Below are 26382 nucleotides of genomic sequence, written 5' to 3'. Positions count from 1 at the left end.
ACGGCATTCTCCCTATTTCACGGTGGCGCCCGCTCGCGCACCGGCGTCGGCATCGAGCAGGAACAGGTCGTCGCCGCCGGTGCCGGCGGAGAGGATCATGCCTTCGGAGATCCCGAAGCGCATCTTGCGCGGCGCGAGGTTCGCGATGAACACGACATTGCGGCCGACGAGTTTCTCCGGCTCGCCGTACGCGGCGCGGATGCCGGAGAAGATCAGGCGCTTGCCGAGTTCGCCGGCATCGAGTTCGAATCGCAGCAACTTGTCGGAGCCGTCGACGAATTCGCAGGCGAGCACCTTGCCGACGCGCAGGTCGAGCTTCGCGAAGTCGTCGATGGAAATCGTCGCGCTGGTGATCGAGAGTGTCGCGGCATTCGTTGCAGGAGCGGCATCTGTGGGAGCGGCGGAAGCCGCGATGCTCTTCTTGGCCGCTTCGCCGGTCGGAATCGCGGCGGAACCCGCGCCTGCGGGAGCGGATGCTTGCACCGAATCGGCAGGCTTCAGCGATTCCTTCGAGGCTTCGATCATGGTTTCGATCTTCTTCGGGTCGATGCGGGTGGTCAGGGTGGCGAATTCGGCAAGGCGTGTGCCGAGCGCGGGCGCAGTCGCGGCATCGAAATGCGTCCAGTCCTCGGCGAGGAAGGTGCGCGCGCTTGCGGCGATCGCCGGCACGACCGGGCTCAACCAGATCGAGAGCAGGCGGAATCCGTTCAGCGCGAGCGTGCAGGCGACGTGCAGCTCTTCACGCTTGCCTTCGTCCTTCGCGAGCAGCCACGGCGCCTTTGCCGCGACATACGCGTTCGCCTCGTCGGCAACCTCGACCAGCTGGCGCGTGACGCCGGCGTAGTCGCAGGCGCGATAGAGTTCCGCGCACGGCGCGAGCTTCGTTGCCCAGGCGTCGTACATCGCGCGCTCGGTCGCGGGCAGGGTCGTCGCGAGGCGCCCGTCGAACAGCTTGTGCACGAAGCCCGCGCAGCGGCTCGCGAGATTGACCCACTTGCCGACGAGATGCGAGTTGACGCGGTCCTCGAATGCCTTCAGGTCGAGGTCGAGGTCGATCGGCGCCGCGGTCAGCATCGTCGCGAAGTAGTAGCGCAGGTGGTCGGCGTCGAGACCGGCATCGAGGTAGGTGCGCGCCATCACGAACGTGCCGCGCGACTTCGACATCTTCTCGCCGTTGACGGTGAGATAGCCGTTCACGTGCAGCGCATCCGGCGTGCGCAGTGCCGCGCCCTTCAGCATCGCCGGCCAGAACAGGCCATGGAAGTTCACGATGTCCTTGCCGAGGAAGTGATGCATCTCGGCACGTTCGTCGAACGCGGGATCGGCCGTCTGCATGAACGCATTGAACGACGCGGCATCCAGCCCGTTCTTCGCCCCGGCGCCGCTCGCGCAGTATTTCTTGAAGCTCGCGAGATAACCGATCGGCGCATCCAGCCACACGTAGAAGAACTTGCCGGGCGCATCGGGGATCGGGAAGCCGAAATACGGCGCGTCGCGCGAGATGTCCCAGTCGCGCACGCCGCCTTCGGCGTCGAGCCATTCCTTGAGTTTCGCCGCGACCGACGAATGCACGACCGGCGCGCCGCCGGTGAGCCTGCCCGCGAGCCAGTCCTGCAGCATCGCGGTGAAGTCGCCGACCTTGAAGAAGTAGTGTTCCGAATCGCGCAGTTCCGGCGTCGCGCCGGACAGCACCGAGCGTGGGTCCTTCAGGTCCGTCGGCGCATACGTCGCGCCGCAGTTCTCGCAGTTGTCGCCGTACTGGTCCGGCGTGCCGCAGTTCGGGCAGATGCCCTTCACGTAGCGGTCGGGCAGGAACATCTGCCGCACCGGGTCGTACAGCTGGCGGATCGAGCGTGCCGCGATGTGGCCGCCGGATTTCAGGCGCGCGTAGACGAGGCCGGCGAGCTCCTGGTTCTCGGCCGAGTGCGTCGTGTAGTAGTAGTCGTGCGCGACGTCGAACGCGGCGAAGTCGCGCACGTGCCCGTCGTAGATGCCGGCGATGAACGCTTCCGGCGTCATGCCCGCCTTTTCGGCAGCGAGCATGATCGGCGTGCCGTGCACGTCGTCGGCGGCGACGAAATGCACCGTGTCGCCAGCCATGCGTCGCGCCCGCACCCAGATGTCGGACTGGATGTAGCCGAGCAGGTGGCCGATGTGCAGCGGGCCGTTCGCGTAGGGCAGGGCGTGGGTGACGAGGATCGTCTTCGTCGCGGGGGTCTTCGGCGCAGTCATTGCGTCGCGGTGTCCGTTCGTTGCTGCAAAGCGGAATTATGGCATGAGCACGTGCTGGCGCCGCGGAGTGCGCCGATGCCCCTATAGGTGCCGAGCAGCGTGTGACGCAGGCCGGCCATCCGCTTTCAGGCGTCGGCCTCTCCCGCTTGCGGGAGACGCCGACGCGCGCAGCGCGGCGGGTGAGGGGAACCAGCGCCGCGCTCCGCTTCCCTCACCCCGACCCTCTTCCGCAAGCGGGCGAGGGGGAACACCACCGTCCTACTTCGTCGGAGCCGCCGCACCATCCGGCAACGCGAACGCAACGATGTAGTCGCCGCGATCCGGTGACTGGCGCGCGCCGCCCGCGGCGATCACGACGAACTGGCGGCCGGTCTTCGGCGACATGTAGGTCATCGGCGTCGCCTGCGCGCCGACCGGCAACCGGCCTTTCCACACTTCCTTGCCGGTCGCGCTGTCGATCGCGCGCAGGTAGTAGTCGTAGGTTCCGGCGAAGAACACGAGCCCGCCTGCGGTGGCGACCGGGCCGCCCATGACCGGCATGCCGATCGCGAACGGCAGCTTCGCCTTGATGCCGAACGGCAGCACGGTGTCGGCGACGGTACCCATCGGCTTCTGCCAGAGGATCGTGTGGTTCTTCAGGTCAACTGCGGTGAGCTGTCCGTACGGCGGTGCGTGGCACGGCACGCCGAGCGGCGACATGAACATGCCCTTGCGGTATCCGTACGGCGTGCCCGCCATCACGTGCAGGCCGTCATGGCCGCCGGGCGCGTTCGGATCGTCCGCGACGGCGCGCGGGATGTACTGCCCCCACAGCGGCATGCGCATGCTGCCGGCGTAGAGGATGTCGTTCTGTGCGTCGACCGCGGCGCTGCCCCAGTTGAAGCCGCCGTAGTTGCCGGGGAATTGCAGGTTCACGTGGTCTTCGCTCGCGAGCGTGAATTCGCCGTCGTAGCGCATGCGCCGGAACTCGATGCGGCACCAGAGCTGGTCGAAGAACGTCGCACCCCACATGTCCGCCTCGGTCAGCGGCGCGTTGCCGATCTGCGGCATGCCGACCGAGTAGGGCTGCGTCGGCGAAACGCGATCGTCCTTCACCACGTCGGTCGGCGCAGGCTTCTCGACGACTTCCGTGATCGGTTGGCCGGTCGCGCGGTCGAGCGCGAAGATCTGCCCGCGCTTGGTCAGCTGCACGACCGCCGGGACGACCTTGCCGCCCGCGTCCGGCATGTCGACGAGGGCCGGCTGCGACGGCACGTCGTAGTCCCACAGGTCGTGGTGCGTGGTCTGGTAATGCCACTGCACCTTGCCGGTCTTCATGTCGATCGCGACCACGCTCGAACCGAACTCGTCGCTCGACGGGCGACGATGACCGCCGAAGAAGTCCGGTGTCTGCCCGCCCATCGGCAGGAACGCCCAGTCGAGCTTTTCGTCGTACGACGGCGTCGACCACATGTTCGGCGTCGTGCGCGAATACGACTCGCCCGCTGCAGGCAGCAGCGTGGTTTGCGGGTTGCCCGGGTCCCACGCCCACAGCAGCTCGCCCGTGTCGGCGCTGAACGCGCGGATCACGCCGGACGGTTCATCCACCGACGCACCGTCCTGCACCCAGCCACCGACGAGGATGCGATTGCCGATGACGGTGTTTTCCGACGTCGTCATGTAATAGAACGGTTGCACCAGTCCCATGCCGACCTTGAGGTCGACCGTGCCCGCGGTGCCGAACCCCGCGCACGGCTGGCCGGTCGCGCTGTCGAGCGCGATCAGGCGCGCATCGGTGGTGCCGAGGAACAGGCGCTGCGCGCACGCGGCCGTGCCGGCTGCCTGCGCGGCCACGTCGTCGGGATGCGCCTGCGCGAAGGCTGCGGCATCGTAGTACGCGACGCCACGGCAGCGGTTCCACACCTTGCTGTCGGGCGACTTCGGGTCGTAGCGCCAGCGCTCCTGGCCGGTGTCGGCATCGAGCGCGAACACCTTCTGGTAGGGCGTGCAGACGTACACGCTGTCGCCAATCTGGGTCGGCGTGGTCTGGTCCTCCGCTCCCTTGCCCGGGATGTCGCCGGTGCGGAACGTCCATGCGACCTGCAACGCGCCGACATTCTGCCTGTCGATCTGGTCGAACGGCGCGAAGCGATGGCCGTCGAGCGTGCGCCCGTAGTACTGCCAGCGCTCGCTGCGCTGCGCCTGCGAGTCGGGTGCGACAGCCTGCGCGAGCGGTCGCGTCGCTTCGATCACACCGTGCTCGTCGAACATCGCCATGAAGCCGGTCGCGCCGACCGCGAGCAGCGCGAGCGCGGTCAGCCAGCTCAGCGCGCGCACGCGCTTGCGCAGTGAGGGCGCGATCATCGCGGCGACGATGCCGAGCACGATCCACGGCGACAGGCGCGGCACCAGAGGCCAGAACTGGGTGCCGACTTCCCGGTACGCCCAGACCGCCGTACCAAGGAAGCCGAGCGCGAACAACCCGATGCCGGCGAAGCGGCGTCGATGGATCAGCCCGCCCGAAACGACCAGCAGCGCGCCGGCCAGGACGTAGTACCACGAGCCACCGAGACGCACGAGCATCACTCCGCCGGCGAGCAACACGAGTCCGACGAGCATCAGCACGATCGCAAACAGGGACACGAACCAGCCGCCTGCACGGCGTTTGTCGACGCGGTTCAAGGGCATCTTGTCGGTCTCCGTCCAGGTGCGTGCAGTATGATCCAACCGCGTCCACGCGAGGAGCCGCAGCTCCTGGCGCCACTCTGAGGACAGGATACGTGATGAAGAAATCGATGCGGGCATGGGTTGCCCTGGCAAGTATCGGGTGCTTGCATGCTCAGGGTGCGACCCGCCTGCAGGTGATCGAGGCAGGTCAGACACTGATCGATCAGGCCTACTCGGAGAGCGATACGGATTTCTCTGGGTCCCAAGCTGTTGGTGGTTCGATGAACCTCGCATATTCCGGTACGCCACAGTGGCGGATCGAACTGCATGGGACGCCGTCGAGTCCATTGCTCCCGGCGTGCTACGAGCGCGCCAAGTCGTCATTCGTCGATGCGGGCCGTGCATCGCTGGTTTTCACCTTGAACGGACTGAACGGAACCGAATGCAACCAGTCCTCGGCACGCTTCAGGCTGTTGTCATTCGAGACCGACGGTGCGCAGAACGTCACGTCGCTGGCGGTCGACTTCGTCCAGCAGTGCGAAGATCCGCGTGCCGCGACGTTCGGCAAGCTGCGTTACCGCTCGGATGTGCCGTTCGACACGCCGCTGATGGAGCCTGTGTTCAGCACGCAGGGCATGCTGCATTTCGCCAGCGACGACGGTGACTTCGTCGGAGACGGGCAGGAAGCCAGCATCGATTTCGACGATGCGTCGTTGCGCGCGGGATCGTCCGGAACGCAATTCGGCGCTTCCAGCAGCGCATTCATCATTCCGTACTGGCTCTTCAGCATTTCGGCTCCAGACACGTCGCCGCTCGTCGTCGGCACGTACACCGATGCTCAGCGCGACGGTTTCCAGTCGACCGGGCATGCGGGCCTGAATTTTTCCTACGATGGTCGGGGTTGCAACGAACTTGACGGCAGCTTCACCGTGCTCGAGTTCGCACGCGACCGGATCGACGGCGTGCCGACGCGTATGCATGCGACGTTCGAACAGCATTGCGAGCACGCGGTGCCGGCGCTGCGCGGAGAGTTCGACTTGACGACGACTTTCGAAAACGGCCCGTTCGTGGACGATGTGGTGTTTGGCGATCATTTCGACGGCGGTGTGGTTTGGCCCCTTGTGTGGGCATGCCCGATGCCGTGATGCCGCGATGCTCGGTTTCACGCGAAAGCCGGCAGAGGAGCATCGCGACTTCCATCGCTCCCACAAACAGCAGCGATGCATTGACAGTAGCGCGGCCCGCCCCTACGGCTGCACCTGCACATGGTTCGACGCGCCCGACAGATCGCGGTTCAACGTCAGCCACAGTTCGTTTGCGCCCGCGCGCAGTGACGGGAAGTAGTCGAGATCCGCGGTCAGCGTCACGCCGTTGAGTATCACCGTCGACGGATACGCGGTCGTGCCGCGCACGATGAGCAACGGGTGCTTGAGCGTGCCCGCGCCGACGGCGATGTTGGCGTCGAGTGCATTGCCGGCGGCGGCGAACGTCAATGCACCGCGCACGGGATCGTATCCGGCCGGCGTGTAGGTGATCGTGTCGACGCGCGCGGGCCCGGCGGGGCCGGTCGTCGCGACGCTGCCGACGGTGGCGGTCAGCGCGAGCGTCTGGATCGTCTCGACTTCGCCGCGCTGCGCTTCGACCGGTCCGGCGGTGTGCGGGCCGAGCACGACGTAGACTGCGTAGCTCTTCTTCGGATAACCCGAAGCGTTCGCGACGACGCCATCGTGCACGCTGTAGCTCGTCTGGCCGAGGAAGCCGTACGAGGTACCCCAGGTCAGGCGCGCGTTGTTGTTCGGTGCGCCGACGTCGATCGAGTACGAATTCGCCTGGTACGGCCAGCTGTCCTGCCACGGCATGGCGTAGCCGTCGCCGGCATTGCCCTGCGCGCTGGTGTGGTTCCAGTATGCGGTGACGTCGTGATAGAACTCGTTGCGTGCGCCGGCGTCCTGTTGCGTCATGGTCTGGCTTTGCACCAGGCCCATCGTCGCGTTCGTCGACGCGACCCAGAGCTTCACGTAGGGCACCGTATTCGGCGTGTTCCATGTCCACGAACTGTCGAGCTGCACCGGCGCGCTCGTGCTGGTGAACTGCCAGCGGTCGCCCCAGGCGACGCCGCTGATGTCGGTCGCGCCGGCCCCGTCGATGTTGAGTTCGCCGTACGGCGCGCGCGAATCGTCGAACAGGTAGTTCGCCCCGAGCGCGCTCATGTCGTAGGTGACCGACCACAGCGGATTGTCGCGACCGGTCGAGAAGGTCCACTCGATGGTGACCGGCAGCACCGTGCTCGCGCCGCCCGGCGCCGAACTGCAATGGCGCGGGTAGTTCTGCGTGAAGCGGAAGACCGCGTGATGGCGGCCTTCGAACACGCGCTGGTACGCACCCGGCGTGCCGTAGCCGAGCGGCGAGTCGTCGCCGTTGCAACCGCCGCCGTCGCTCGGCCACGCCGAATGCGAGACGACGTAGCCGAACCCGCCCTGGCCACCGTTGCCGTAGTTGGTGACGCCCGCGACGCGCGTGGAATTGTCCGGCATCTGGTAGCGGAACTCGCGCAGCGCGCCGCCGCGGTTCGGATAGCCACCCGGCGCGACCGGACCGTTCTGCCCGTCGTTGTGCGCGAGCACGGCAACGCGTGGCTTGTTCGCCGAATCGCGCCACGTGAAGCGATCGCTGACCATCGAGGCGACGGTGACGTCGTGTTCCTCGATCAGGCCGTTCGCGGCTGGCGTCGATCCCTCGAAACCGTTGCCGAAGATCGGATCGACGACGGTCGTGCCCGGCTGCAGTGCGATGTCGTCGAGATACACTGTCGCCTGCGCGCCCGCCGAATTGCTCTGGATGTCGAAGCGGTCGTAGTCGCCCGAGTACGACAGCGGCGCCTCGGTGATCGGCACCGTCACTTCGCGCCACGCGTTCGCGCCGGGTGCACCGCCGGCGATGAAGGTATTGAGGTTCGCCGCCGCGACCTGCACGCAGCTGGTGCTGCAGTCCTTCTGCACCATCAGCGTCAGCGCCTGGTTGCCGCTGCTGCCGCCGTGGATCCAGAAATGCAGGACGGGGTAGTCGTTGGTGGAGATCTGTCCGGATTCACGGGTGAGCGAGATCGCGTTGAAGGCGTTGCCGGTGAACGAGATCGACTTCGTGCCAGCGTGTACCGGCGTGGTGTTGGCGAAGTTGCTGCCACCCCCGTACGACCAGTCGCCGAAGCCGTTCTGCAGCGCGTCGTCGTAGACGGTCAGGGCGTGCACGTGGATGGGGGCCATCGCCATGCAGGCGAGAAAGGCGGCAGCAAACAGGTGTCGGACAGGCATGGCGGCCTCGCAGTCATCGGGACACTCCCACATACGGGATTGTGCGCCGGGATCGGCCATCCGTGACCCGTATCGTTCGCTGGAGGGGACTATCGACCCCTGTGCGTGGGAGCGGCGGAAGCCGCGATGCTCCGGCCAAGAAGGCGCGGCTTCACCCTCGTTCGACGGGGGACTGACGACCCCTGTGGGAGCGGCGGAAGCCGCGATGCATTCCACCTTGCAGGACCGGCTTCGGCCGCGATGCCTTGTTTCGCACAGTCAGGCGGCCATGCGGTGCTCGTAGTACGGCCGTTCGCGGTCATCGAGGATGGCGTAGAGCGCTGCGAGGTTGCGCGGATCGGGACGTAGCCAGGCGTCGAGGTTCCCTGCCTTGATCGGAATGATGCAGCGATCATGGCCGGCTGCGGCGACTTCCGGCGGAGGCTCGTCCGTGATCGCGGCGAAGGACAACAGATCCTCGCCGGGCCCGGTCCAATGCGACCACAGGCACGCGACGAGCATTTCCTGGTGCGGCTGCGGCCGGAATTCGAGGATGACGTTCTCCTCCTTCTCGCCCGGCGCCAGGTCGCGATGCTCCATCGTGTGTCGGGCCACGTTCTCGTAGAACGCGCTCGCGACCATGACGCCGTGCGAGAAGCCAAACTGGCCCTTCCAGAATCCTTCCAGATTGTCACGACGTGCGTTGTAGGTGCCGGGGAACTTCACATCATTGGAGGCCGGCTTGCCTGCTGGCCGGCACTGGTAGCGCATCGGCTTCACGACGCGGCGGCCACCCTCCATCACCATCACGGGCGCATACCAGCCGGGGAAGATGCGCGAGTCCTCGTCGACCCGTTCGGTGCGCTTGAGGTCGGACAGCTTGCCGAGCGTCCATGCGATCTTGCCCGTCGCGATGCGCCGGTCTTCCTGCGCCTTCTTCGTGGTCCTCGTCAGCAGCGCGCGCTCGGCATCGGCGAGGCGCTTCTTCTGCTTGAACAGCTCGGTCTGCAGCTTCGCTGCCTGCTCGGCGTCGTGGTGCTCGATCATCGTGCGGATGCGCTGCCCGTCCGGGATGTCCGGTTGCGCGAAAGCGGCATCGAGTGCCTTCGGGATCTTCACCTTCGCGCCCTGGCTGCGGTCCCAATACAGGCGCACGAACTGGCCGATGTCGATATCGGCGCCGTAGCGCTTTACGTACTTGCGATAGTCGGCTTCGATTTGGGCGGAGTAGCACATCGGCCCATGCTAGCACCGGCCATCGACAGTCACCGGTCGAAAAACGATCCGGCGGCTGCGCTTGCTGATGGCGTGGGAAATGATGGTCCCGGTGTCGCTGGGGGATGCGTCAGGTTCAACCGGACAAATGACCGTTTCCCGGTTTCGCTTTGCGCGTCGCCATGCGGAAGGCGGTTCCGCCGAGCAGCACGAGCAAGCCCGCAAGCAGCAGCAGAGCCCATGTCGAATTTGCGGGAGCCGGATGGGGTGCGCCTGCCACGAGCGAATTGGTGATGGTGCAACTGCCATCCAGGGCGACGCTGGCGCAGCCGGCCTGATCCGCAACATAGCCTGCCGGCACGGCCTCGGTAGCCGCGCAGGTTGCGCCGGGGGTTGCGCCCGTCACGTTGAATATCGCGGGGGCCGCCTCCGACGCAGGAAGCGGCGTGCTCGTCACCGCCCCGGAGGTGCACGCAAGCGAAACCAGCACCGCCGCCGTGCTGTTCGGAATGAAGTCCTTGTTGACCGTGATCGTGTTGGCACCGAGATTGACGGTATTGGTAATGGTGCAGCTTCCGCCCAGCGCAACAGCCGCGCAGTCCGCCTCATCTGCGACGTAGCCCGAGGGCACCGTTTCCGTCGCCATACAGGTGGTGCCGACAGGATCTGCTCCGCTTACCGTGAACATTGCGGGCGCGCCTTCGGAAGCATTCAACGGCGTCGCATCGACAGTCCCGGACGTGCAGCTCAGTCCGATCAAAACGGCCGCCGGACTGTTGTCGCTGAAGTCCTTGCGCACGGTGACCGAGGCCGGCGCTGCGCATCCGGCAAATGTCAGTGGCGCGGCGTCGGTGATCGTCACGTCGGTCATCGCCAGGCCGCGGCCGAGCCAGCTGCCGTTGCTCATCGAGATGGCAGCGCCGGAGAGGATGGTGCCGACGAAGTCCGAATCGGTCAGCGTGGCCGCCTCGGCGGTCTTCCAGAATACGTTGCAGGCATTGGCGGAGTTCGCCATCACCACTTGCGCACTGGTAAGGGTCAGAGCACCGAGGCCGCCGGTACCGACCCGGAACACCCAAACATCATTCGCGCTGCCATCGAGCGTCAGGATGACGCCCGCGCCAAGCGTGGTTCCGGCAGCCGAACAATAGACGCCCGGCGCCAGTGTCGAGGTGACGGTCGGGATCACGCCGGTGCAGACGTTGGTCGCGTCAATCCCGGAATAGGCGGCATTGAAGTCGGCCACCACCGTCGCGGACACCGGCGCGTCGACCGCGCCGGTGATCGTGCAGCCGTTGTTGGTGATCGTGTTGAAGGTCGTACCGACATTGCCATTGATGGCGGTTCCGGGGCCGGTATCGGTGCACGTTACGGTACCGGACGTTGCGACAACGTTGGTGCCGAGCAGCGCATAGGGAGCCGCAGTTCCAAGATCCGGCGGTGACTGCGCCGTTGCAGGCAGAGAAGATGCCAGCGCAAGAAGGCTCCCGACACCCACATGCCACAGCCGGATGCGGCTGCGCGACGCGGATGGTGCTGGCGAGCCGGGGACTGCATGTGGGGTGGCGTTGGCGACAGACATGGCCGATTCCTTGAGGTGGGAGAGATGGCCAATGAACTCGACGCTCAACGTCAATGGGCTTTGCGCAAGCATGGATGGAGCGGGGAGATCGGTCTGTACGTTACCGAACATCGGGTCCTGTCGAAGGACAAGCGCGGAACCTGGGGAATTGCTCGCGTGATTGAAATCCGCTCAGGCGCCGAGGTTTCGCTGACCAATATGCGGGTTCATCGAAAGATCGAGATTTGGCGTCCGGCGATGGCCGCGTGCGGGCAGCGGTCGCACCGGAGCAGACGTCGATGGGGTTGCGGGAACGGCGAGCGGGCGATCTTGATGCTTGGCCACGAAATGCCTGCGAGCCCTTAACTCGTGTGCGCGAGCGCGAGATGCGCGGGTGCGTCGCTGGTGGAAGGGGCTCCGACCGCAGCACACTGCTCGGCGTCATTCGGCCCGAGCCGAATGCCGTACGCACCATTTCAAATCTGCTGTCTGACTATGCTACGGCATGAGCAAACATGATGATCGTCGCCACGATGATCAACACCGTGCCCTGAAAGATCGTCAGCCACTTCATCGCTGGCGGATCGAGATCGAAAAGCAATCGGAGCAGGCTTTGCGAATAGAACAGCGCCGCGGTCTTCGGCGGGTCGACGAGGATGCTCCAGTTTCGCTTCGCGCCGATGATCAGCAGGGCGCCGAAGCCGAGCGTGATGAAACCGGCGACATAGACCATGATTGTTGCGCGGCGAAATAGGTGAAAGAAAGCAGCGAGGCCGAAGCCGCTGGTGCGGCTGAAAGTCGCCGGGATGGAGGCTTTGGCTGGAGCGGCGCAAGCCGCGGTGCCTTGCCCGGATGGACAAGGGCATCGCGGCTCCCGCCGCTCCCACAGGGTATCAGTCTTCGACCGATCGACTCGCCTCAACGCCTCGGGCGGTTTTCGGTCAGGGCGACTTGCGCTCCCACACCTGCGAGCGACCCAGCAGCGCGAAGCCGATGTAGCCGTGCACGTCGAGCTTGCTGCCGCCGTCCATCATGGTCAGCTTGACCTTGTAGGTCTTGCCGTTCTTCGGGTCGAGGATCTTGCCGCCGTCCCACACGTCGCCGTCCTTCTCGACGCCCCAGATGATGACCATGCCTTCGACCGGCTGGTCCTTGCGCTCGCCGGTGCATTCCTTGCAAACCGGGTGCGGGCCTTGCTCGGATTGCAGCACTTCGAGCACCTTGCCTTCGAGCTTGCCACCGGACTCGGTGATCTGCACGATGGATTTCGGCTTGCCGGTGGCGTCGTCGATGGTGGTCCAGGTGCCGACCGGGGTCATCTCGGCGGCGAATGCAGGGGCGCCGGCGAGCAGGGCGAGGGCGAGCAGGGCAGGCGTGCGGTAGGACATGACGCGGTCTCCGGAGGTGTGAGGACGGTGCCACCGCACGGTGCCGTGTGGTCGCGGGGCCGTCAAGGCGCGCCGCAGCGGACGCACTGGCATAATGGGCGTTTCCCTTGCAGCACCCCTCCCGCATGAGCGAATCCCTGGAAGCACGGGCCCGGCAGATCCTCGCCGGCATCGTCGATCCGCATACCGGCAAGGACCTCGTCGCGAGCGGCGCATTGCGTGGCGTCGGCGTATCCGGCAGCGACGTCTCGGTCGACATCCTGCTCGGCTATCCGGCGTTGTCGTACCAGGCCCCGTTGTCGGCCGAAATCAAGGGGGCGTTGCAGGCCGACCCGGCGATCGCGAATGCGAGCGTTGGGGTCGCCTGCCGCGTCACTGCGCACGAAGTACAGCAGGGACTGACGCCGCTGCCCGGCGTGAAGAACGTCATCGCGGTCGCTTCGGGCAAGGGCGGCGTCGGCAAGTCGACGGTCGCGGCGAACCTCGCGCTCGCACTGAAGGCGGAAGGCGCCAGCGTCGGCCTGCTCGACGCGGACATCCACGGCCCGAGCCAGGTGCGCATGCTCGGGCTCACCGGCAAGCCGGACACCAAGGACGGCAAGCGAATCGAGCCCAAGCACGCGCACGGCATCCAGGCGATGTCGATCGGCCTGATGATCGAGGAAGACACCGCGATGATCTGGCGCGGGCCGATGGCGACGCAGGCGCTGACGCAGATGCTCGGCGAGACCAACTGGTCCGACCTCGACTACCTCGTCATCGACCTGCCGCCGGGCACCGGCGACATCCAGCTCACGCTGTGCCAGAAGATCCCGGTCTCGGGCGCGATCATCGTGACGACGCCGCAGGACATCGCGCTGCTCGACGCGAAGAAGGCGCTCAAGATGTTCGACAAGGTCAACGTGCCGGTGCTCGGCATCGTCGAGAACATGGCGACGCACGTCTGCACGAACTGCGGCCACGAGGAACACGTATTCGGCGAGGGCGGCGGCGCGCGCATGGCGGCGCAGTACGGCGTACCACTGCTCGGCAGCCTGCCGCTCGACATCCGCATCCGCGAACAGGCCGACGGTGGCACGCCGACGGTGGTCGCGATGCCGGAATCGGACCTCGCCGCTCGCTATCGCGAGATCGCGCGCAATGCCGCCGGCCGGTTGTCCCTGCGTGCGCGCAACAAGTCGATCGCATTCCCGAAAATCGTGGTGACGAATACGTGAAGCTGCGATTGGGGATTCGAGGTTCGGGATTCGAGAGACCGGCTTCGTTCGCCTCCGCGACTCGCCGCGCTGACGCGCATTTCCGAATCTCCGATCCCGAATCCTAAATCCCGGCCTCTTCGAATCCCCAATCCCCAACCCCGGCTTTCCCATGACCATCAAGAGCGACAAGTGGATCCGCCGCATGGCGGAGCAGCACGGCATGATCGAACCGTTCGAAGCCGGCCAGGTACGCCAGAGCGGCGGCAACCGGCTGGTCTCGTACGGCACCTCCAGCTACGGCTACGACGTGCGCTGCGCGGACGAGTTCAAGGTGTTCACGAACATCAACTCGACCATCGTCGATCCGAAGAATTTCGACGAGCGCAGCTTCGTCGACATCAAGTCCGACGTCTGCATCATCCCGCCGAACTCGTTCGCGCTCGCGCGCACGGTCGAGTACTTCCGCATCCCGCGCAAGGTGCTCACGATCTGCCTCGGGAAGAGCACGTACGCGCGCTGCGGCATCATCGTCAACGTGACGCCGCTGGAGCCGGAATGGGAAGGCCACGTCACGCTGGAATTCTCCAACACCACGCCGCTGCCGGCGCGCATCTACGCCAACGAGGGTGTCGCGCAGATGCTGTTCCTCGAATCCGACGAGGAATGCGAGACCAGCTACAAGGACCGTGGCGGCAAGTACATGGGCCAGACGGGCGTCACGCTGCCGCACGCGTAGCGCAGGCGGATCGCGGCGATTGCGCCGGCCCCTCTCCGGCCGTCCAGCCCGTGGCATCGGCGGCCGCACCTTGACACTCCACCCCGATCCGCGTGCGTTGGAGAGGGGAGCGAAGGCGGGCAAGCGCGCGGGGTGATACGCTTGAACTTCTCGCAGAATCGTGGAGTCAGTGGAACCATGCGGAGTTTTTCGATCGGATCGACCCTGCGCTTCGGCGCGCTGCTGGTGCTGGCCGGGTTTCTGGCCGCTTGTGGTGGCCGTGCCACCACCAGTCCGGACATGGTGCAGCAGGCCAATGTGCCTTCCAGCTTCGATGTCACCTTGCTCGCCGAGAAGGACACCCAGTTCGATTTCGAAGGGGCACCGCTGACCATCGAGGATCTCAAGAGCGCATTCCGCTACCGCCAGGAGCAGAAGCTGCCGATGGGTACCGTGATCCTCAAGCGCGGCGAGAAGGAGAAGGTCAAGAAGGAGCACATCCTCGCGCTCGCGCGGATCGGCTACGAGATGAAGTTCCAGATCTTCGTGCTGGAGAAGGACGGCCAGATCTCGGAGATCCGCACGCAGGCCAAGGAATAGCGGCGCGGCGACGCGGCGGCAATGCACGGCAGTGTCCCAATACCCGGAGAGATTACAGTGAAGACAATGATGATCCGCGCCGCCATGCTCGCGGCGGGTTTCGTGGCGGCGGGCAGCGCGTTTGCGCGTTCGGACATCCGCGACGGCAACGCGATGGTCAAGCCGGTCAGCGGCGACAAGTACTCGATCGACGGCTCGACCATGGGCAAGGCCGAGCTGTACGGTTACATGGGCGGCCTGCGTGACGACGAACACATCACCGGCATCGTGCTCAAGCGCGGTGGCACGGACGAGCAGCGCAAGATCATCGGCGTCATAGCCAAGACGCTCGGCCTGAAGTCGTTCGAGCAGGACGGCGGCGATCTCAAGGAGATTCCGCAACCGGAAACCAAGCCGGCGCCGCCGCCGATCGAGCAGCCGGCCGCGACGGAGCAGCCTGCCGCAGCCGCCCCCGCGGCGCCGGCCGAGCAGCCCGCAGCAACCGACAAGCCTGCCGGCAACTGAGCCTTTCCGGTCGCGCCGCGCTCACGTGGCGCGACCGGGCGCGCATGCTCCGCGCAGGAGCAATTCGCTTGTCCTTGCGGTCCGCCGAGGCGACCGTCGTTGTGTCCTTTCCAACGCCAGGTGATCATGACTCCACGCAAGACCCTTTTCGTCGCGCTCGCCTTGCTCGTGTCGGGCGAGTGCAGTGCAGCCAACCCCCTTCGCTTCGTCAGCGAGACCTTCGGTGAATGGAAGGAGCGTCTTTTCGGCGCGTCCCGGGCCGAGGTTGCCGAGATCAGGGCGCCCACCGAAGGACCGGTTCCGCTGGTTCCCGGCACGCGCGTGCATATCGACATCGACGCCCAGGCGCCCGAGCGCAAGTTCGCCAAAGGCGAAAGCCATTACCGCATCGTCGAATTGCCGGAAGAACTTGAGCATGCCGCGGTGCGCGTGCAGGTGATCGCCGGACGCAATCCGAACGGGCGCGGGCACGCGGTGTTGAAGCCGTTGCTCTACGTGTACGGCGACGGCGACGAGGTGCGCGATCCGGTCGAGGTGACGCCGCTGCATCTGGACATCCGCCCGTTCCGCAAGTCGCGCCTGCTCGGCTGCGTGCCGCTGGACAAGGTGCATCGCATGGCGATCGCCACCGCGGCCGATGCGGTTGGCAAATCGTACGAGTCCGAAGTACGCGAGGCGGTCAAGGCGCCAACCCAGTACGGTTTCTACTACTCGACCGATGCGGTGAAGGTGAAGCTGCCGTATGCCGCGACCGGCAGCGTGATCCTGGAGGTCACGAAGGCGGAAAAGACAGGCGCTGGGTGCTGATCGGCTTGAGCGTCGCCGGCGCTCCTGCCGTGCGACCCCTTTTTTGTGGGAGCGGCGGAAGCCGCGATGCTTCCCGGGATCGAAGCAAAGAGCATCGCACCTCCTGTGCTGCGGCCGCTCTTGTGGGAGCGGCGGAGGCCGCGATGTTCTTCCGGGATCGAAGCGAGGAGCATCGCACCTGCCGGTGCTGCCACCGGAGCGCGCTGCGCAGATAGTCGTCAATGCGTGGTGCCGCCGCTGACCGACAGGTCGTTGTGGGTCCCGATCGCGCACTCCAGCGCTGCGCGCACGCCGTCGATCATCGTCTGCAAGGCCATGCTCGGTTGCCCGGCGTGCATCGCGGCCTGTTGCGGCAGCCACGGCACGTGCGCAAAGCCGCCGCGTGCCAGCGGATGGCGCGTCGCCAGCAGGTGAGCAAGCGCGAAGAACACCTGGTTGCAGACGAAGCTGCCGGCGCTGAGTGACGGCGCGGCAGGAATGCCGAGTTCGCGCAGGCGTTGCGCGATCGCCTTGACCGGCAAGCTGGTGAAATATGCGCCCGGCGCGCCCTCGACCACCGCTGCGTCGATCGGCTGAAGGCCGTCGTTGTCGGCAATGCGCGCGTCGATGAGATTGACGGCGACGCGTTCGAGCGAGATCTCGCTGCGTCCGCCCGCCTGGCCGAGTGCGAGCACGAGTACGGGCCGGTTGGCATCGAGCAGTTCTTCGAGCATCGGCACGGTCGCGGTAAACGCGACCGGCAGGATCGCACCGACGATGCGATGACCGTGGATCATCGTGCCGTCGAGCGCGCGCACGATTTCCTGCGACGGGTTGATCGACTCGCCACCAAAGGGTTCAAAGCCGGTCAGCAGGATGGTGGACGGATTGCTCATGCGCGCGAAATCCCCGCGTTCTTGTCCAGGCTCAGCGAAATACCAGCAGCGCCATCAGCACCACGTTGAACAGCAGCAGCGCGAGCGCGGTCGGGATCTGCGCGCGGATCACCGCATACGTGTCCGAGAGTTCCAGCAGCACCACGGGCACGATGTTGTAATTCGCCGCCATCGGCGTGAGCAGGGTGCCGCAATAGCCGGTCAGCATGCCGAGTGCGCCGAGGACCGCCGGATGCGCGCCGTGGCGCAAGACCAGCAGCGGCAGGCCGATGCCGGCCATCATGACCGGAAACGCGGCGAACGCGTTGCCCATGATCACGGTGAACAGCACCATGCCGAGCGCGAACGCGAGCACGCAGGCCAGGCGGTTGTCGATCGGGATGACAGCGGCGACCAGCGAGGCGATTGCGTCGCCGACGCCGGTCGCGGCGAACACGCTGCCGAGGGTGGCGAGCAGCATCGGCAGCAGCACCGCCCATGACAGCGCATCGAGCAGGCGCCGCCCTTCGGCGATGCCGGTCGCCGGCGTTGCGCGGGTGACGCGCAGCGCGTAGGCGAATGCGATTGCGCAGGCGAGCACGAGCGCGATCAGGCTCGCATGCTTCTCGTAAAGCAACGGTGTCGATTGCCAGTGCAGCCATGGTGCGACGAGCACGATCAGCAAAGTTGCCAGCGGTATCGCGAGTGCGGGCAGGAACAGGCGGTTGCCGAGGCGCAGCGATTCGCTGCGGCGCCGTTCGACGGCATCGGGCGGCTCCGTCGCGTGCGCGGTGGCGCGGGCGGCGGCAAGCACGCCGAGCGCGATGACGCCCACTCCCATCGCCTGCGCCGGCCAGCGCGAGCCGGCGGCGAGCGCCGCGAGGATCGCGTCGCCGGCGAGGAATGCGATCGCGAGGATTCCCCAGAACAGGCCCATCGACCAGCGCCGCTCGCGCAGGTTCATGCCCGCCGCGACGAGCAGGAACGCGCCGACCAGCCAGTAGCCGACCTCAATCTTCAGCATGCGCGGGGTCCTGCTTGCGTCGTCCGAGGCGGCGCTGGAACAGCGCCACGCGTACCACGTGGATGACGAAGGCGGCGATCGCAGTCGGAAGCGCCCAAAGGGCGATCGCGATCGGCTCGAGTGCGATGCCGTTCTGCGCGTAGAAGCCCTGGATCAGCAGAACCGCGCCGAGCGCGATGAACACGTCCTCGCCGAAGAACAGGCCGATGTTGTCGGTCGCTGCGGCCAATGCGCGCACGCGTTCCCGTTGCGCGGTGTCGAGGTCTGCGACGCTGCGTTCGGCGGCGGCTTCGCTCATCGGCGCAACCAGTGGGCGCACGGTCTGCGCATGCCCGGCGACCGTGAGCAGACCGAGCATCGACAGCACCTGGCGCAGTGCGAGATAGCTGGCGAGGAAACGAGTAAGGGTCAGACCGCGGAAACCATCAATCCACTTGCGCGCGTGCTCGCGCAGGCCGTGGCGCTCGAGCAGCCCGATCACCGGCAGGGTCAGCACGACCAGCAGCAGGTTGCGATTGTCGACGAACGACTTGCCGAGCACGGCGAGCAGGTCGGCCGGACCCATTTTCGCGGCCAGGCCGCTGACGATCCCGGCGATCACGACGACGAGGGCCGGATTGCGTCGCGCCACGAATCCGGCGACCACGACCGCGATGCCGAGCAACGGCCAGTAGTTCACGCGACGCGCTCCGTCGGCAGGCTCGCCACGGCGACGTCGGCGGCGAGCAGGGCGACATGCAGGCGACGCGCGAACTCGCCGGCGTCGGTGCGATCGCCATGCACGCAGATCGTGTCGGCGCGCAGCACGAGTGCGCCACCGCTGCGCGTCGCCACCGGCTCGCCGCGTGCGATCGCGAGTGCCTGCGCGATGGCGGTGTCGATGTCGTCGATCACGGCACCCGCTTGCGTGCGCGGGGTCAGCGACCCGTCTTCCTGGTAGCGGCGGTCGGCAAACGCCTCGTGCGCGACGGCGAGGCCTGCGCGGGTTCCCGCGCGCGGCAGTTCGCTGTCCGCGAGCCCGACCAGGCGCAACGACGGATCGAACGCGTGCACCGCGCTGGCGATCGCGTTGGCGAGCGACGCATCGCGTGCGGCCATGTTGTACAGCGCGCCGTGGGGTTTCACGTGGCCGAGGTGCGAACCTGCGGCACGCACGAACGCGGCAAGCGCGCCGATCTGGTACAGCGTCATCGCATGCGCCTCGTTCGCCGTCACGCGCATCTCGCGCCGGCCAAAGCCGGCGAGATCCGGCAGCGAGACGTGCGCGCCGATCGCGACCTTCGCCCGCAACGCAAGATCGACGGTACGACGCATCGTGTCGGGATCGCCGGCGTGGAAGCCGCAGGCGATGTTGGCGGAGCTGATGTACGGCATCACGGCCGCGTCGGCGCCCACGGTCCAGGCGCCGAACGATTCGCCGAGGTCGCAGTTGAGGTCGATTTGCCGGTTCATCGGGCCAGCCGCATCGCAATGGATTCGCACAGGCGCGCGAGTTCGCGCTCACGCTGAAGATATCGCGTTTGCGCCTCGTCGATGCCGATTTCCTCCAAGCGCACCGCGTCGCCCGGCCGTCGCTGCGCCAGTCGCGGCAGGTCGATCGCGGCGATCTGGCCGATGCGCGGATAGCCGCCGGTGGTCGGATGCTCGGCCATCAGCGCGATGGGCTGGCCACCAGGCGGCAGCTGCAGGGTGCCGTGTGCGACCGCCTCGCTGACGAGTTCGAGCGGCGAGTGGAGCGCGAGGCGCGGGCCATCGAGCCGCGTGCCGACGCGGTTCGATTCCGCCGACACGCGGAATGCCTGTTCGAACAGCGCGCTGCGCGAGGCGTCGTCGAGCGCGTCGAAGTGGCTGCCGCGCACCAGGCGGATCGGTCGATCCCGATCGGCGTCGAACCACGGTCGCGGATCGAGCGTCCACGCGGGACCGCGGCGTCGTGACGCACCGGCAGGCGGGTTCGGTGCATCGAGTTCGATGTGGTCGCCGCTGCGCAGCGCGCGCGGACCGAGCCCCGCATTGACGTCGCTCGATGCACTGCCGAGCACGCGCGGGACGCTGATTCCGCCGGCGAATGCGAGGCTGGCGTAGGCACCGTGCGGCATGCGCGAACAATCCAGCGTGCTGCCCGCGCCGACGTGCAAGGCCTTCCAGCCTGACACGGCATTGCCGTCGATACGCGCATCGACCACCGCACCGCACAGTGCCACGGTCGCCGCACGCTCGAACTGCAGCACCGGGCCGAGCAGGGAGAATTCGAGTGCGGCGGCGTCCGGCGGATTGCCGGCGAGCGCATTGGCGAGGCGCAGTGCGACCTCGTCCATCGCGCCGGCGCTACCGATGCCGGAAGCGGCGCAACCGCGCCGCCCGCCATCCTGGATCGTCGTCAGCAAGCCCGGCTTCAGCACACGCACGCTCATCGCGGCGCCTGCTCCAGCGCAGCGAATTCCATCTCGTCGATCGCGCGGAAGTGCACCGCGTCGCCAGCCGCGAGCAGGCAGGCGGGCTCGCGCGCGGCGTCGAACAATGCAAGCGGCGTGCGCCCGATCAACTGCCAGCCACCCGGCAGTTCGGATGGATAGATGCCGGTCTGCGCGCCGCCGATTGCGACCGAACCGCGCGGCACGCGCACGCGCGGGTTCGCCAGGCGCGGCGCGTGCAGCGCGGGATCGAGGCCGAGCAGGTACGGAAACCCCGGCGCGAAACCGAGCATCGCGACGCGGTATTCGCCGCCCGCGTGGCGTTCGGCCAGTTGTCGTGGTGAAAGGCCAAGCAGCGACGCGAGCGGCTCGAGGTCGGGCCCATGTTCACCGCCATAGCGGACGGGAATCACGATCGTGCGCGGGTTCGCCTCTTCGAAAGCAGGCGCGTGCGCGAGCACCGCACCGACCGCACCAGCGAGGTTGCGCCACGGACTCGCGCCGCCCTCCGCCCATGTTGCTGGGTGATAGCGCAGGGCGAGGCTCGCGTACGCCGGCGCGATGTCGCCGACACCCGGCAACGCCGCCGCGCGCAACGCGGCGACGGTCGCATGCACGCGCGCGTTGAGCGATGCATCGATGCATGAGCCGAAACGCACCAGCAGGGTCGATTCGCCGAGCGGCTCGAACGACGGTGCGGCGTCGGCCGGTCGCACGGGCATCAGCCGAGCACGGTCGCCAGTGCCTCGCGCAATTCGGCAACGCGCCGCGCGAGCGCCCCGCCTTCGTACGGCACGCGTTCGCCGATCCCCCACACCGGCCGCGGCCACGCGGCGTCGGCGCTGTAGCGGGCGACCACGTGCACGTGCAGTTGCGGCACGACGTTGCCGAGCGCGGCGATGTTGAACTTGTCCGGGCGCAGCAGCGTTTCGAGGGCGCGTCCGACCGTATCGAGTTCGGCGAGCAGGGTTGCGCGGTCGCTGCCGTCGAGATCGAACAGCTCGCGTGCGCCGGCGATGCGCGGCACCAAGATCAGCCACGGATAGCGTGCGTCGTCCATCAGCAACAGGCGCGACAGGCCGAGTTCGCCGATCAGGTGGGTATCGCCGGCAAGGCGCGGGTCGAGCTGGAAACTCATGCGGATTCCGTCGCGAGGTGGCGGTCGAAGAAAGCCAGCGTGCGCTCGAACGCGAGGTGGGCGCTGGACGGGTCGAAGGCGTTCGGGTCGACCGTGCGATCGAAGGCATGGCCGCTCGGGTAGACGTGGAGCTCGGCCTGCGGCCATGCGGCGCGCTGTTTGTCGATCGCCTCGGCCGGGATCGATGCGTCGCGCTCGCCGAAGTGCAGCATCAAGGGGGCGCGCGGCGCCTCTCCCAGGAAATTCACGTTGCGCGCGCCGTAGTAGCTGACCGAGGGCAAGCCGAGCCGCGTGGCCGCAAGCAGGGCGACGGTGCCGCCCCAGCAGTAACCGACGCAGCCGATGCGACCCGCCGATGCGATCGTTTCGGCGGCGCTGGCGACGTCCTCGACCGCGCGAGCTAGCCCGACTTCGCCAGCCAGTTCGCGGCCGCGGCGGAACCCTTCCTGGTCGTAGCCGAGCTCGACACCGGTCTCGACATGGTCGAAGAACGCCGGCGCGATCGTGACGTAGCCGTGCGCGGCGAAGCGATCGACGACCGCCCGCATGTGCGCGTTGACGCCGAAGATTTCCTGCGCCACTACCAGTCCGGCCTTCGCCTTGCCTTCGGGACGCGCGAGCCAGGCGCCGATGCAATGCAGGCGCGTGGTGTTGAGCTGGATTGCGTGGCCCATGGTTCCGGCTCCGTCGTGGAAGACGAAGGCTAAGCGACGCGGCACGAATATGCGAGTCCGAGCGCAGGCTATTGATCGCACTGCGCCCGCGGGGTTATTCGCCCGTATGAACGCCTGTGCGCGAGGTGAACGTTGCTGCTGCTAAGCTTCTGCGCGCAGGAGCGCGCCGCTTCTATCCGGGGTCCCCTTCGGCAACGGTGAACGGCGGACGAAAAAGCCCGCAGGGGCGCGCGCACGATGCGCGCGCGTTCGCCGTCAGCGCATGGATGCGCTATCGGCGAACCTCGGCCGGCGTTCACGCACCCGCAGGGCAGGATGCCCTGCGGGCGTTGCCGCGGGGGTGTCCTTCTCTTGGGTTACCTTCTCTTGGACAAGCAAGAGAAGGTAACCGGCCCGCAGGGATGCGGGACGAACGCGCAGGGATGCGGCTCGGTTCTCGCGAAAGGCAACCACAACGCGCTACGCGGCGTACCGCCGCACGCGATTGCGGCCGTCGCGTTTCGCGTCGTAGAGCGCGCGGTCGGCGGCCTCGAGCAGGGCGGCCGAGCGTGTCGGCGGTTCGAAGTCGGCGAGGAAGGTCAGGCCGATGCTGATCGTCGCGATCGAACGCAGTTCGGGCGCGGTCCATGCGAGCTGGGCGGCGACGTCCTCGCGCAGGCGCTCCGCCAACGCGAGCACCTGCTCCGGGTCGCGATTGCAGGCGATCACGATGAACTCCTCGCCACCGAAGCGGCCGAGCAGGTCTTCGTCGGACAGCCGTTCGCGCATCGCGCGCGCGCCGGCCACCAGCACCTGATCGCCGAACAGGTGGCCGCAGCGATCGTTGATCTGCTTGAAGTTGTCGAAGTCGATCAGCATGACGGCAAGTGGTTTCGCACCCGCTTCGCATTCCGGCAGGCATCGGTCGAGCTGTTCGAGCAGGCTGCTGCGATTGAGGACGCCGGTCAGTGCGTCGGTCGTTGCGGCCAGGTAGAGGTCGGCAGCCTGCTTCTGCAGCGCGTCGTTGGCATGGCCGAGCGCGGCGCGATGGCGCTCGATCTCGGCATTGCGCACGCCGAGGGCATCGTTGAGGCGGCGGATGCCGCGATAGCGCCAGATGAGCGCCACGAGGGCGAGCACCAGTCCGGCGAGTGCGATGCCGCCAAGACGACGCTGCAGCGACTGCGCCTGCAGTCGCGCCGACTGCAATTCGTTGTCCTTGGCGAGCATGGCGAGGCGCTGCTCCGAGTCGGAGCGTGCGTGCGCCACTTCGAGCGCGGCGAGCTGGCGGCTGGCGCGGATTCCGATCAGTTCCTCGCGCGCGACCGCCGCCTTGTGGGCGAAACGCAGTGCGTCGGTGTCGTCGTGTTCCGCGCGGGCGAGCTGCTCGCGCAGCGCGTACGCCTGTGCCAGTTGCGGCCGCAGGCGGGTCGCTTCGAGGCCCGCGATCGCCTCGTCGAGGAGGCCACGCGCACGCACCTTGTCATGCTGCCCGAGCGAGATCTCGGTCAGGTGCAGCAGCGAGCGTGCGACCAGTTCGCGCTGGCCGAGTTCGCGTCCGATCGCGAGCGACTGTTCGAGTTCGAGCAGTGCGCTGGTGGTGTCCTTGAGCCCGATTCGCGCGCGACCGATTTCCAGGTGCTCGAAACCCTGGTGCGGGCGATCGCCGAGCGCGGTGTCGATGGCCAGTGCCTCGTTCGCCGCCTTCTGCGCCGCATCGTATTCGTCGACGTCGTTGAGCAGGCTGGCATAGGCGCCGGTCACCGATGCATAGGTCGAAGGCACGCCGTCGCGCAACGCTTCCTGCAGCGCGCGCTGGAAGTACGTGCGCGAGGCCGAGATGTCCTCTATCTCGCGATACAGCAGGGCGAGGTTCCGGTAGACGTTGGCGAGGCGATCGCCGGAGCGTTCGCGCTCCGCCGTTGCCTCGAGCTGTGCCTTCAGGGCGCCGGCGAAATCTCCGCGGTCGCGCATGACGGTGCCGAGGTCGGACAGTGCGCGCATGGCGCCGATGCCGTCGTTGGCCCGTTTGAACAGGGCGACCGCCCGTTGCTGGTGGCTGAATGCCTGGTCGAGTTGGCCCCGCCTGCGCGCGATCACGCCTAGCGCGTTTTCCGCCTGTCCTTCTGTAGACGGCTCGTGACTTGCCTGCGCCTGCGTGCGCAGATGTTCAGCAAGCCGGCTGCTGCGCTCGTAGTCGCCAAGCGCGACCGAGGTCTGCATCGCGAGTTCGGTGAGTTCGAGCATCGCCGCGGAGTCGCCGTTCCGAGCGGCAATCTCCAGCGCGCTCGTCCATTGGCGATCGGCGACTTCCGGCACATCGAGCGCGAGCGAGAAATAACCGACCGCCCTCAGCAAGGCCTGCCGTGCCGCCGTACCGGCGAATGCCTGCGCGAGCAGCAAGGTCGCATTGTCGGCCAGCACGCTTTCGACGCTGGCCGCAGCATGTCGGCTGCCGGCCGCGAGCCGTGCAAGTGGAAAGGTGGAATCGACCGCGTCCGCGTAGGGTCCGATCAACGCGGTGGCGATGGTCAATGAAACTGCGAGCATCCGCTTTGCAAGCCGGCCGCCGGACAGGAACAACCCTCGATGCATCGCGCGGCCCGTCCCCCGCCGGCCGTACAAGAGCTGGCCGCGTGGCGCGGCGCCGCATGGATCTTAGCAGGGAAGCGCGCTTCCGACCTGGCAGGAGCGGGCCAGCCGCTTCTTACCGACCGACTGGGCGCAGACGCATGCCGACATGGCCGCCCGCGCCGATTCAGGGATAAAATGGGCGGTTGCAGGTCACCCGCCGGATATCCATGTCACGCCGCAATCCCAAGGTCGGTTTCGTCAGCCTCGGCTGCCCGAAGGCCCTCGTCGACTCCGAACGCATCCTGACCCAGTTGCGGGTGGAAGGGTATGACATCGTGCCCGACTACGACTCCGCCGATGTCGTGGTGGTCAATACCTGCGGCTTCATCGACGCGGCGGTGACCGAATCGCTTGACGCAATCGGTGAGGCGCTGGAGGAGAATGGCAAGGTCATCGTCACCGGCTGCCTCGGCAAGCGCGCCGAGGTGATCCGCGAGGCGCACCCGGACGTGCTGTCGATCTCGGGACCGCAGGACTACGCCAGCGTGATGAACGCGGTGCATGCGGCACTGCCGCCCAAGCACGACCCGTTCCTCGACCTGGTGCCGCCGCAGGGGATCAAGCTGACGCCGAAGCATTACGCGTACCTGAAGATTTCCGAAGGCTGCAACCACCGCTGCACGTTCTGCATCATCCCTTCGATGCGCGGCGACCTGGTTTCGCGACCGGTCGACGAGGTGCTGGTCGAGGCGGAGAAGCTGGTCAAGGGTGGCGTCAAGGAATTGCTGGTCGTGTCGCAGGACACCAGCGCCTACGGCGTAGACCTCAAGTACGCCGAACGCGATTGGCGCGGCAAGGTGCGCGCGACGCGCATGAATGGCCTGTGCGAAGGCCTCGCGGAACTGGGCGTGTGGACGCGCCTGCACTATGTCTATCCGTATCCGCATGTCGACGACGTGATCCCGCTGATGGCGGATGGGAAAATCCTGCCGTACCTCGACATCCCGTTCCAGCACGCGAGCCCGCGCATCCTGAAACTCATGAAGCGCCCCGGTGCGGTCGACAAGGTGCTCGCGCGCGTGCAGGCCTGGCGCAAGGGCTGCCCGGACCTGACCATCCGCAGCACCTTCATCGTCGGTTTTCCGGGCGAGACCGAAGCCGAGTTCGAGGAGCTGCTCGCGTTCCTGCACGAGGCGCAGCTGGATCGCGTCGGTGCATTCACCTACTCGCCGGTCGATGGCGCGAGGGCGAACGACTTGCCGGATCCCGTACCCGACGCGATCAAGGAAGAACGCCTGGAGCGCTTCATGGAAACGCAGGCGGATATCTCGGCGGCGCGCCTCGCGCGCAAGGTTGGTACGCGCCAGACGGTGCTGGTCGACGAAGTGGACGAGGATGGCGCGATCGCGCGATCGAAAGCCGATGCGCCGGAGATCGATGGCATCGTGCGCATCGATGACGGGCACAAGCTCAAGCCCGGCCAGTTCGTCGAGGTCGAGATCATACACACCGACGAGCACGACCTGATCGGGCGCCTGGCAGTGGCGACCCCGATCTGAGCGTCGCGT

At 66.9% G+C, this 26382-nt stretch carries 24 protein-coding genes; 8 read left to right on the top strand and 16 right to left on the bottom strand.

The window, feature by feature from the left end; genetic code table 11:
* Window positions 1-12: 12 nt before the first annotated feature.
* A complete protein-coding gene (metG, locus tag ACILRJ_RS06865; protein ID WP_395681702.1) occupies window positions 13-2232 on the bottom strand; it encodes a methionine--tRNA ligase in 2220 nt (739 codons plus the stop codon).
* Window positions 2233-2490: 258 nt separating this feature from the next.
* Window positions 2491-4899, bottom strand: coding sequence for a membrane-bound PQQ-dependent dehydrogenase, glucose/quinate/shikimate family (locus tag ACILRJ_RS06860; protein WP_395681700.1), 2409 nt, complete (start codon window positions 4897-4899; stop codon window positions 2491-2493).
* A gap of 95 nt (window positions 4900-4994) precedes the next feature.
* On the opposite strand from ACILRJ_RS06860, the gene ACILRJ_RS06855 reads away from it, so the two are divergent.
* The gene (locus tag ACILRJ_RS06855) at window positions 4995-6023 is read left to right on the top strand and encodes a hypothetical protein (protein WP_395681698.1); all 1029 of its coding nucleotides are present in this window, start codon (window positions 4995-4997) and stop codon (window positions 6021-6023) included.
* 102 nt (window positions 6024-6125) lie between these two features.
* Here ACILRJ_RS06855 and ACILRJ_RS06850 read toward each other — a convergent pair whose 3' ends face one another.
* From ACILRJ_RS06850 to ACILRJ_RS06840, 3 genes are all read right to left on the bottom strand, one after another.
* The gene (locus tag ACILRJ_RS06850) at window positions 6126-8189 is read right to left on the bottom strand and encodes a hypothetical protein (protein WP_395681696.1); all 2064 of its coding nucleotides are present in this window, start codon (window positions 8187-8189) and stop codon (window positions 6126-6128) included.
* A 258-nt stretch (window positions 8190-8447) separates the two neighbouring features.
* Entirely contained in the window at window positions 8448-9404 is a 957-nt protein-coding gene (locus ACILRJ_RS06845) for an SOS response-associated peptidase family protein (RefSeq protein WP_395681694.1), read from the bottom strand.
* Window positions 9405-9519: 115 nt separating this feature from the next.
* Window positions 9520-10965 (bottom strand): ice-binding family protein, encoded by a 1446-nt coding sequence (locus ACILRJ_RS06840; RefSeq protein ID WP_395681692.1) that lies wholly within the window; start codon window positions 10963-10965, stop codon window positions 9520-9522.
* Between the two features lie 24 nt (window positions 10966-10989).
* On the opposite strand from ACILRJ_RS06840, the gene ACILRJ_RS06835 reads away from it, so the two are divergent.
* Complete coding sequence (locus ACILRJ_RS06835) at window positions 10990-11310, top strand: hypothetical protein (protein WP_395681690.1); 321 nt, start codon at window positions 10990-10992, stop codon at window positions 11308-11310.
* 127 nt (window positions 11311-11437) lie between these two features.
* On the opposite strand, the gene ACILRJ_RS06830 is transcribed toward ACILRJ_RS06835, so the two are convergent.
* Window positions 11438-11866 (bottom strand): hypothetical protein, encoded by a 429-nt coding sequence (locus ACILRJ_RS06830; protein WP_395681688.1) that lies wholly within the window; start codon window positions 11864-11866, stop codon window positions 11438-11440.
* Window positions 11867-11885: 19 nt separating this feature from the next.
* A complete protein-coding gene (locus ACILRJ_RS06825; RefSeq protein ID WP_395681686.1) occupies window positions 11886-12332 on the bottom strand; it encodes a DUF2147 domain-containing protein in 447 nt (148 codons plus the stop codon).
* 125 nt (window positions 12333-12457) lie between these two features.
* On the opposite strand from ACILRJ_RS06825, the gene apbC reads away from it, so the two are divergent.
* The 5 genes from apbC (at window position 12458) to ACILRJ_RS06800 (ending at window position 16157) form a co-directional block, all read left to right on the top strand.
* Complete coding sequence (apbC, locus tag ACILRJ_RS06820) at window positions 12458-13549, top strand: iron-sulfur cluster carrier protein ApbC (protein ID WP_395681684.1); 1092 nt, start codon at window positions 12458-12460, stop codon at window positions 13547-13549.
* Window positions 13550-13700: 151 nt separating this feature from the next.
* Window positions 13701-14267 (top strand): dCTP deaminase, encoded by a 567-nt coding sequence (gene dcd / locus ACILRJ_RS06815; protein ID WP_395681682.1) that lies wholly within the window; start codon window positions 13701-13703, stop codon window positions 14265-14267.
* A gap of 177 nt (window positions 14268-14444) precedes the next feature.
* A complete protein-coding gene (locus ACILRJ_RS06810; RefSeq protein WP_395681680.1) occupies window positions 14445-14846 on the top strand; it encodes a hypothetical protein in 402 nt (133 codons plus the stop codon).
* Between the two features lie 57 nt (window positions 14847-14903).
* A complete protein-coding gene (locus ACILRJ_RS06805; protein ID WP_395681678.1) occupies window positions 14904-15350 on the top strand; it encodes a hypothetical protein in 447 nt (148 codons plus the stop codon).
* Between the two features lie 126 nt (window positions 15351-15476).
* On the top strand, window positions 15477-16157 hold the full coding sequence (locus tag ACILRJ_RS06800) for a hypothetical protein (protein ID WP_395681677.1): 681 nt from the start codon (window positions 15477-15479) through the stop codon (window positions 16155-16157).
* A gap of 218 nt (window positions 16158-16375) precedes the next feature.
* Here the strand turns inward: ACILRJ_RS06800 and pcp are convergent, their stop codons facing one another.
* From pcp to ACILRJ_RS06755, 9 genes are all read right to left on the bottom strand, one after another.
* Window positions 16376-17032, bottom strand: coding sequence for a pyroglutamyl-peptidase I (gene pcp, locus ACILRJ_RS06795; RefSeq protein WP_395681675.1), 657 nt, complete (start codon window positions 17030-17032; stop codon window positions 16376-16378).
* A gap of 31 nt (window positions 17033-17063) precedes the next feature.
* Window positions 17064-18035 (bottom strand): DUF979 domain-containing protein, encoded by a 972-nt coding sequence (locus tag ACILRJ_RS06790; RefSeq protein ID WP_395681673.1) that lies wholly within the window; start codon window positions 18033-18035, stop codon window positions 17064-17066.
* Window positions 18022-18714 (bottom strand): DUF969 domain-containing protein, encoded by a 693-nt coding sequence (locus tag ACILRJ_RS06785; protein ID WP_395681671.1) that lies wholly within the window; start codon window positions 18712-18714, stop codon window positions 18022-18024. The genes ACILRJ_RS06790 and ACILRJ_RS06785 overlap by 14 nt, the downstream gene beginning before the upstream one ends.
* Entirely contained in the window at window positions 18711-19487 is a 777-nt protein-coding gene (locus tag ACILRJ_RS06780) for a 5-oxoprolinase subunit PxpA (protein WP_395681669.1), read from the bottom strand. The genes ACILRJ_RS06785 and ACILRJ_RS06780 overlap by 4 nt, the downstream gene beginning before the upstream one ends.
* Window positions 19484-20449: a biotin-dependent carboxyltransferase family protein gene (locus ACILRJ_RS06775; protein ID WP_395681667.1), complete on the bottom strand. Its 966-nt coding sequence runs from the start codon at window positions 20447-20449 to the stop codon at window positions 19484-19486. Before ACILRJ_RS06775 ends, ACILRJ_RS06780 begins: the two co-directional genes overlap by 4 nt.
* Window positions 20446-21171, bottom strand: coding sequence for a 5-oxoprolinase subunit PxpB (gene pxpB, locus ACILRJ_RS06770; RefSeq protein WP_395681665.1), 726 nt, complete (start codon window positions 21169-21171; stop codon window positions 20446-20448). The genes ACILRJ_RS06775 and pxpB overlap by 4 nt, the downstream gene beginning before the upstream one ends.
* A complete protein-coding gene (locus tag ACILRJ_RS06765) occupies window positions 21171-21587 on the bottom strand; it encodes an HIT domain-containing protein (protein WP_395681663.1) in 417 nt (138 codons plus the stop codon). Before ACILRJ_RS06765 ends, pxpB begins: the two co-directional genes overlap by 1 nt.
* Window positions 21584-22261, bottom strand: coding sequence for a dienelactone hydrolase family protein (locus ACILRJ_RS06760; RefSeq protein WP_395681661.1), 678 nt, complete (start codon window positions 22259-22261; stop codon window positions 21584-21586). Before ACILRJ_RS06760 ends, ACILRJ_RS06765 begins: the two co-directional genes overlap by 4 nt.
* Window positions 22262-22720: 459 nt before the next feature.
* Window positions 22721-24775 carry a diguanylate cyclase gene (locus ACILRJ_RS06755; RefSeq protein ID WP_395681659.1) on the bottom strand — a complete coding sequence of 685 codons (2055 nt, stop codon included), beginning with the start codon at window positions 24773-24775 and terminating at the stop codon, window positions 22721-22723.
* 266 nt (window positions 24776-25041) lie between these two features.
* Here ACILRJ_RS06755 and rimO point away from each other — a divergent pair, with 266 nt between their 5' ends.
* A complete protein-coding gene (rimO, locus tag ACILRJ_RS06750; RefSeq protein ID WP_395681657.1) occupies window positions 25042-26373 on the top strand; it encodes a 30S ribosomal protein S12 methylthiotransferase RimO in 1332 nt (443 codons plus the stop codon).
* Window positions 26374-26382 lie beyond the last annotated feature (9 nt).

Origin of the sequence: Dokdonella sp. (assembly GCF_044227025.1) — a bacterium.
Taxonomy (GTDB): domain Bacteria; phylum Pseudomonadota; class Gammaproteobacteria; order Xanthomonadales; family Rhodanobacteraceae; genus Dokdonella_A.
Note: the sequence above shows the minus strand (reverse complement) of the source record. Positions and strands in the feature narration are given on the sequence as shown.

Excerpts from the sequence above, each read along its gene's own strand:
- ACILRJ_RS06775 (WP_395681667.1), bottom strand. The coding sequence starts at position 20,449 with ATGAGCGTGCGTGTGCTGAAGCCGGGCTTGCTGACGACGATCCAGGAT.
- ACILRJ_RS06810 (WP_395681680.1), top strand. The coding sequence starts at position 14,445 with ATGCGGAGTTTTTCGATCGGATCGACCCTGCGCTTCGGCGCGCTGCTG.
- dcd (WP_395681682.1), top strand. The coding sequence starts at position 13,701 with ATGACCATCAAGAGCGACAAGTGGATCCGCCGCATGGCGGAGCAGCAC.
- metG (WP_395681702.1), bottom strand. The coding sequence starts at position 2,232 with ATGACTGCGCCGAAGACCCCCGCGACGAAGACGATCCTCGTCACCCAC.
- apbC (WP_395681684.1), top strand. The coding sequence starts at position 12,458 with ATGAGCGAATCCCTGGAAGCACGGGCCCGGCAGATCCTCGCCGGCATC.
- ACILRJ_RS06790 (WP_395681673.1), bottom strand. The coding sequence starts at position 18,035 with ATGCTGAAGATTGAGGTCGGCTACTGGCTGGTCGGCGCGTTCCTGCTC.
- ACILRJ_RS06855 (WP_395681698.1), top strand. The coding sequence starts at position 4,995 with ATGAAGAAATCGATGCGGGCATGGGTTGCCCTGGCAAGTATCGGGTGC.
- ACILRJ_RS06845 (WP_395681694.1), bottom strand. The coding sequence starts at position 9,404 with ATGTGCTACTCCGCCCAAATCGAAGCCGACTATCGCAAGTACGTAAAG.
- ACILRJ_RS06765 (WP_395681663.1), bottom strand. The coding sequence starts at position 21,587 with ATGAGTTTCCAGCTCGACCCGCGCCTTGCCGGCGATACCCACCTGATC.
- ACILRJ_RS06850 (WP_395681696.1), bottom strand. The coding sequence starts at position 8,189 with ATGCCTGTCCGACACCTGTTTGCTGCCGCCTTTCTCGCCTGCATGGCG.
- ACILRJ_RS06760 (WP_395681661.1), bottom strand. The coding sequence starts at position 22,261 with ATGGGCCACGCAATCCAGCTCAACACCACGCGCCTGCATTGCATCGGC.
- ACILRJ_RS06825 (WP_395681686.1), bottom strand. The coding sequence starts at position 12,332 with ATGTCCTACCGCACGCCTGCCCTGCTCGCCCTCGCCCTGCTCGCCGGC.
- ACILRJ_RS06800 (WP_395681677.1), top strand. The coding sequence starts at position 15,477 with ATGACTCCACGCAAGACCCTTTTCGTCGCGCTCGCCTTGCTCGTGTCG.
- ACILRJ_RS06840 (WP_395681692.1), bottom strand. The coding sequence starts at position 10,965 with ATGTCTGTCGCCAACGCCACCCCACATGCAGTCCCCGGCTCGCCAGCA.
- ACILRJ_RS06860 (WP_395681700.1), bottom strand. The coding sequence starts at position 4,899 with ATGCCCTTGAACCGCGTCGACAAACGCCGTGCAGGCGGCTGGTTCGTG.
- ACILRJ_RS06835 (WP_395681690.1), top strand. The coding sequence starts at position 10,990 with ATGGCCAATGAACTCGACGCTCAACGTCAATGGGCTTTGCGCAAGCAT.
- pxpB (WP_395681665.1), bottom strand. The coding sequence starts at position 21,171 with ATGCCCGTGCGACCGGCCGACGCCGCACCGTCGTTCGAGCCGCTCGGC.
- rimO (WP_395681657.1), top strand. The coding sequence starts at position 25,042 with ATGTCACGCCGCAATCCCAAGGTCGGTTTCGTCAGCCTCGGCTGCCCG.
- ACILRJ_RS06780 (WP_395681669.1), bottom strand. The coding sequence starts at position 19,487 with ATGAACCGGCAAATCGACCTCAACTGCGACCTCGGCGAATCGTTCGGC.
- pcp (WP_395681675.1), bottom strand. The coding sequence starts at position 17,032 with ATGAGCAATCCGTCCACCATCCTGCTGACCGGCTTTGAACCCTTTGGT.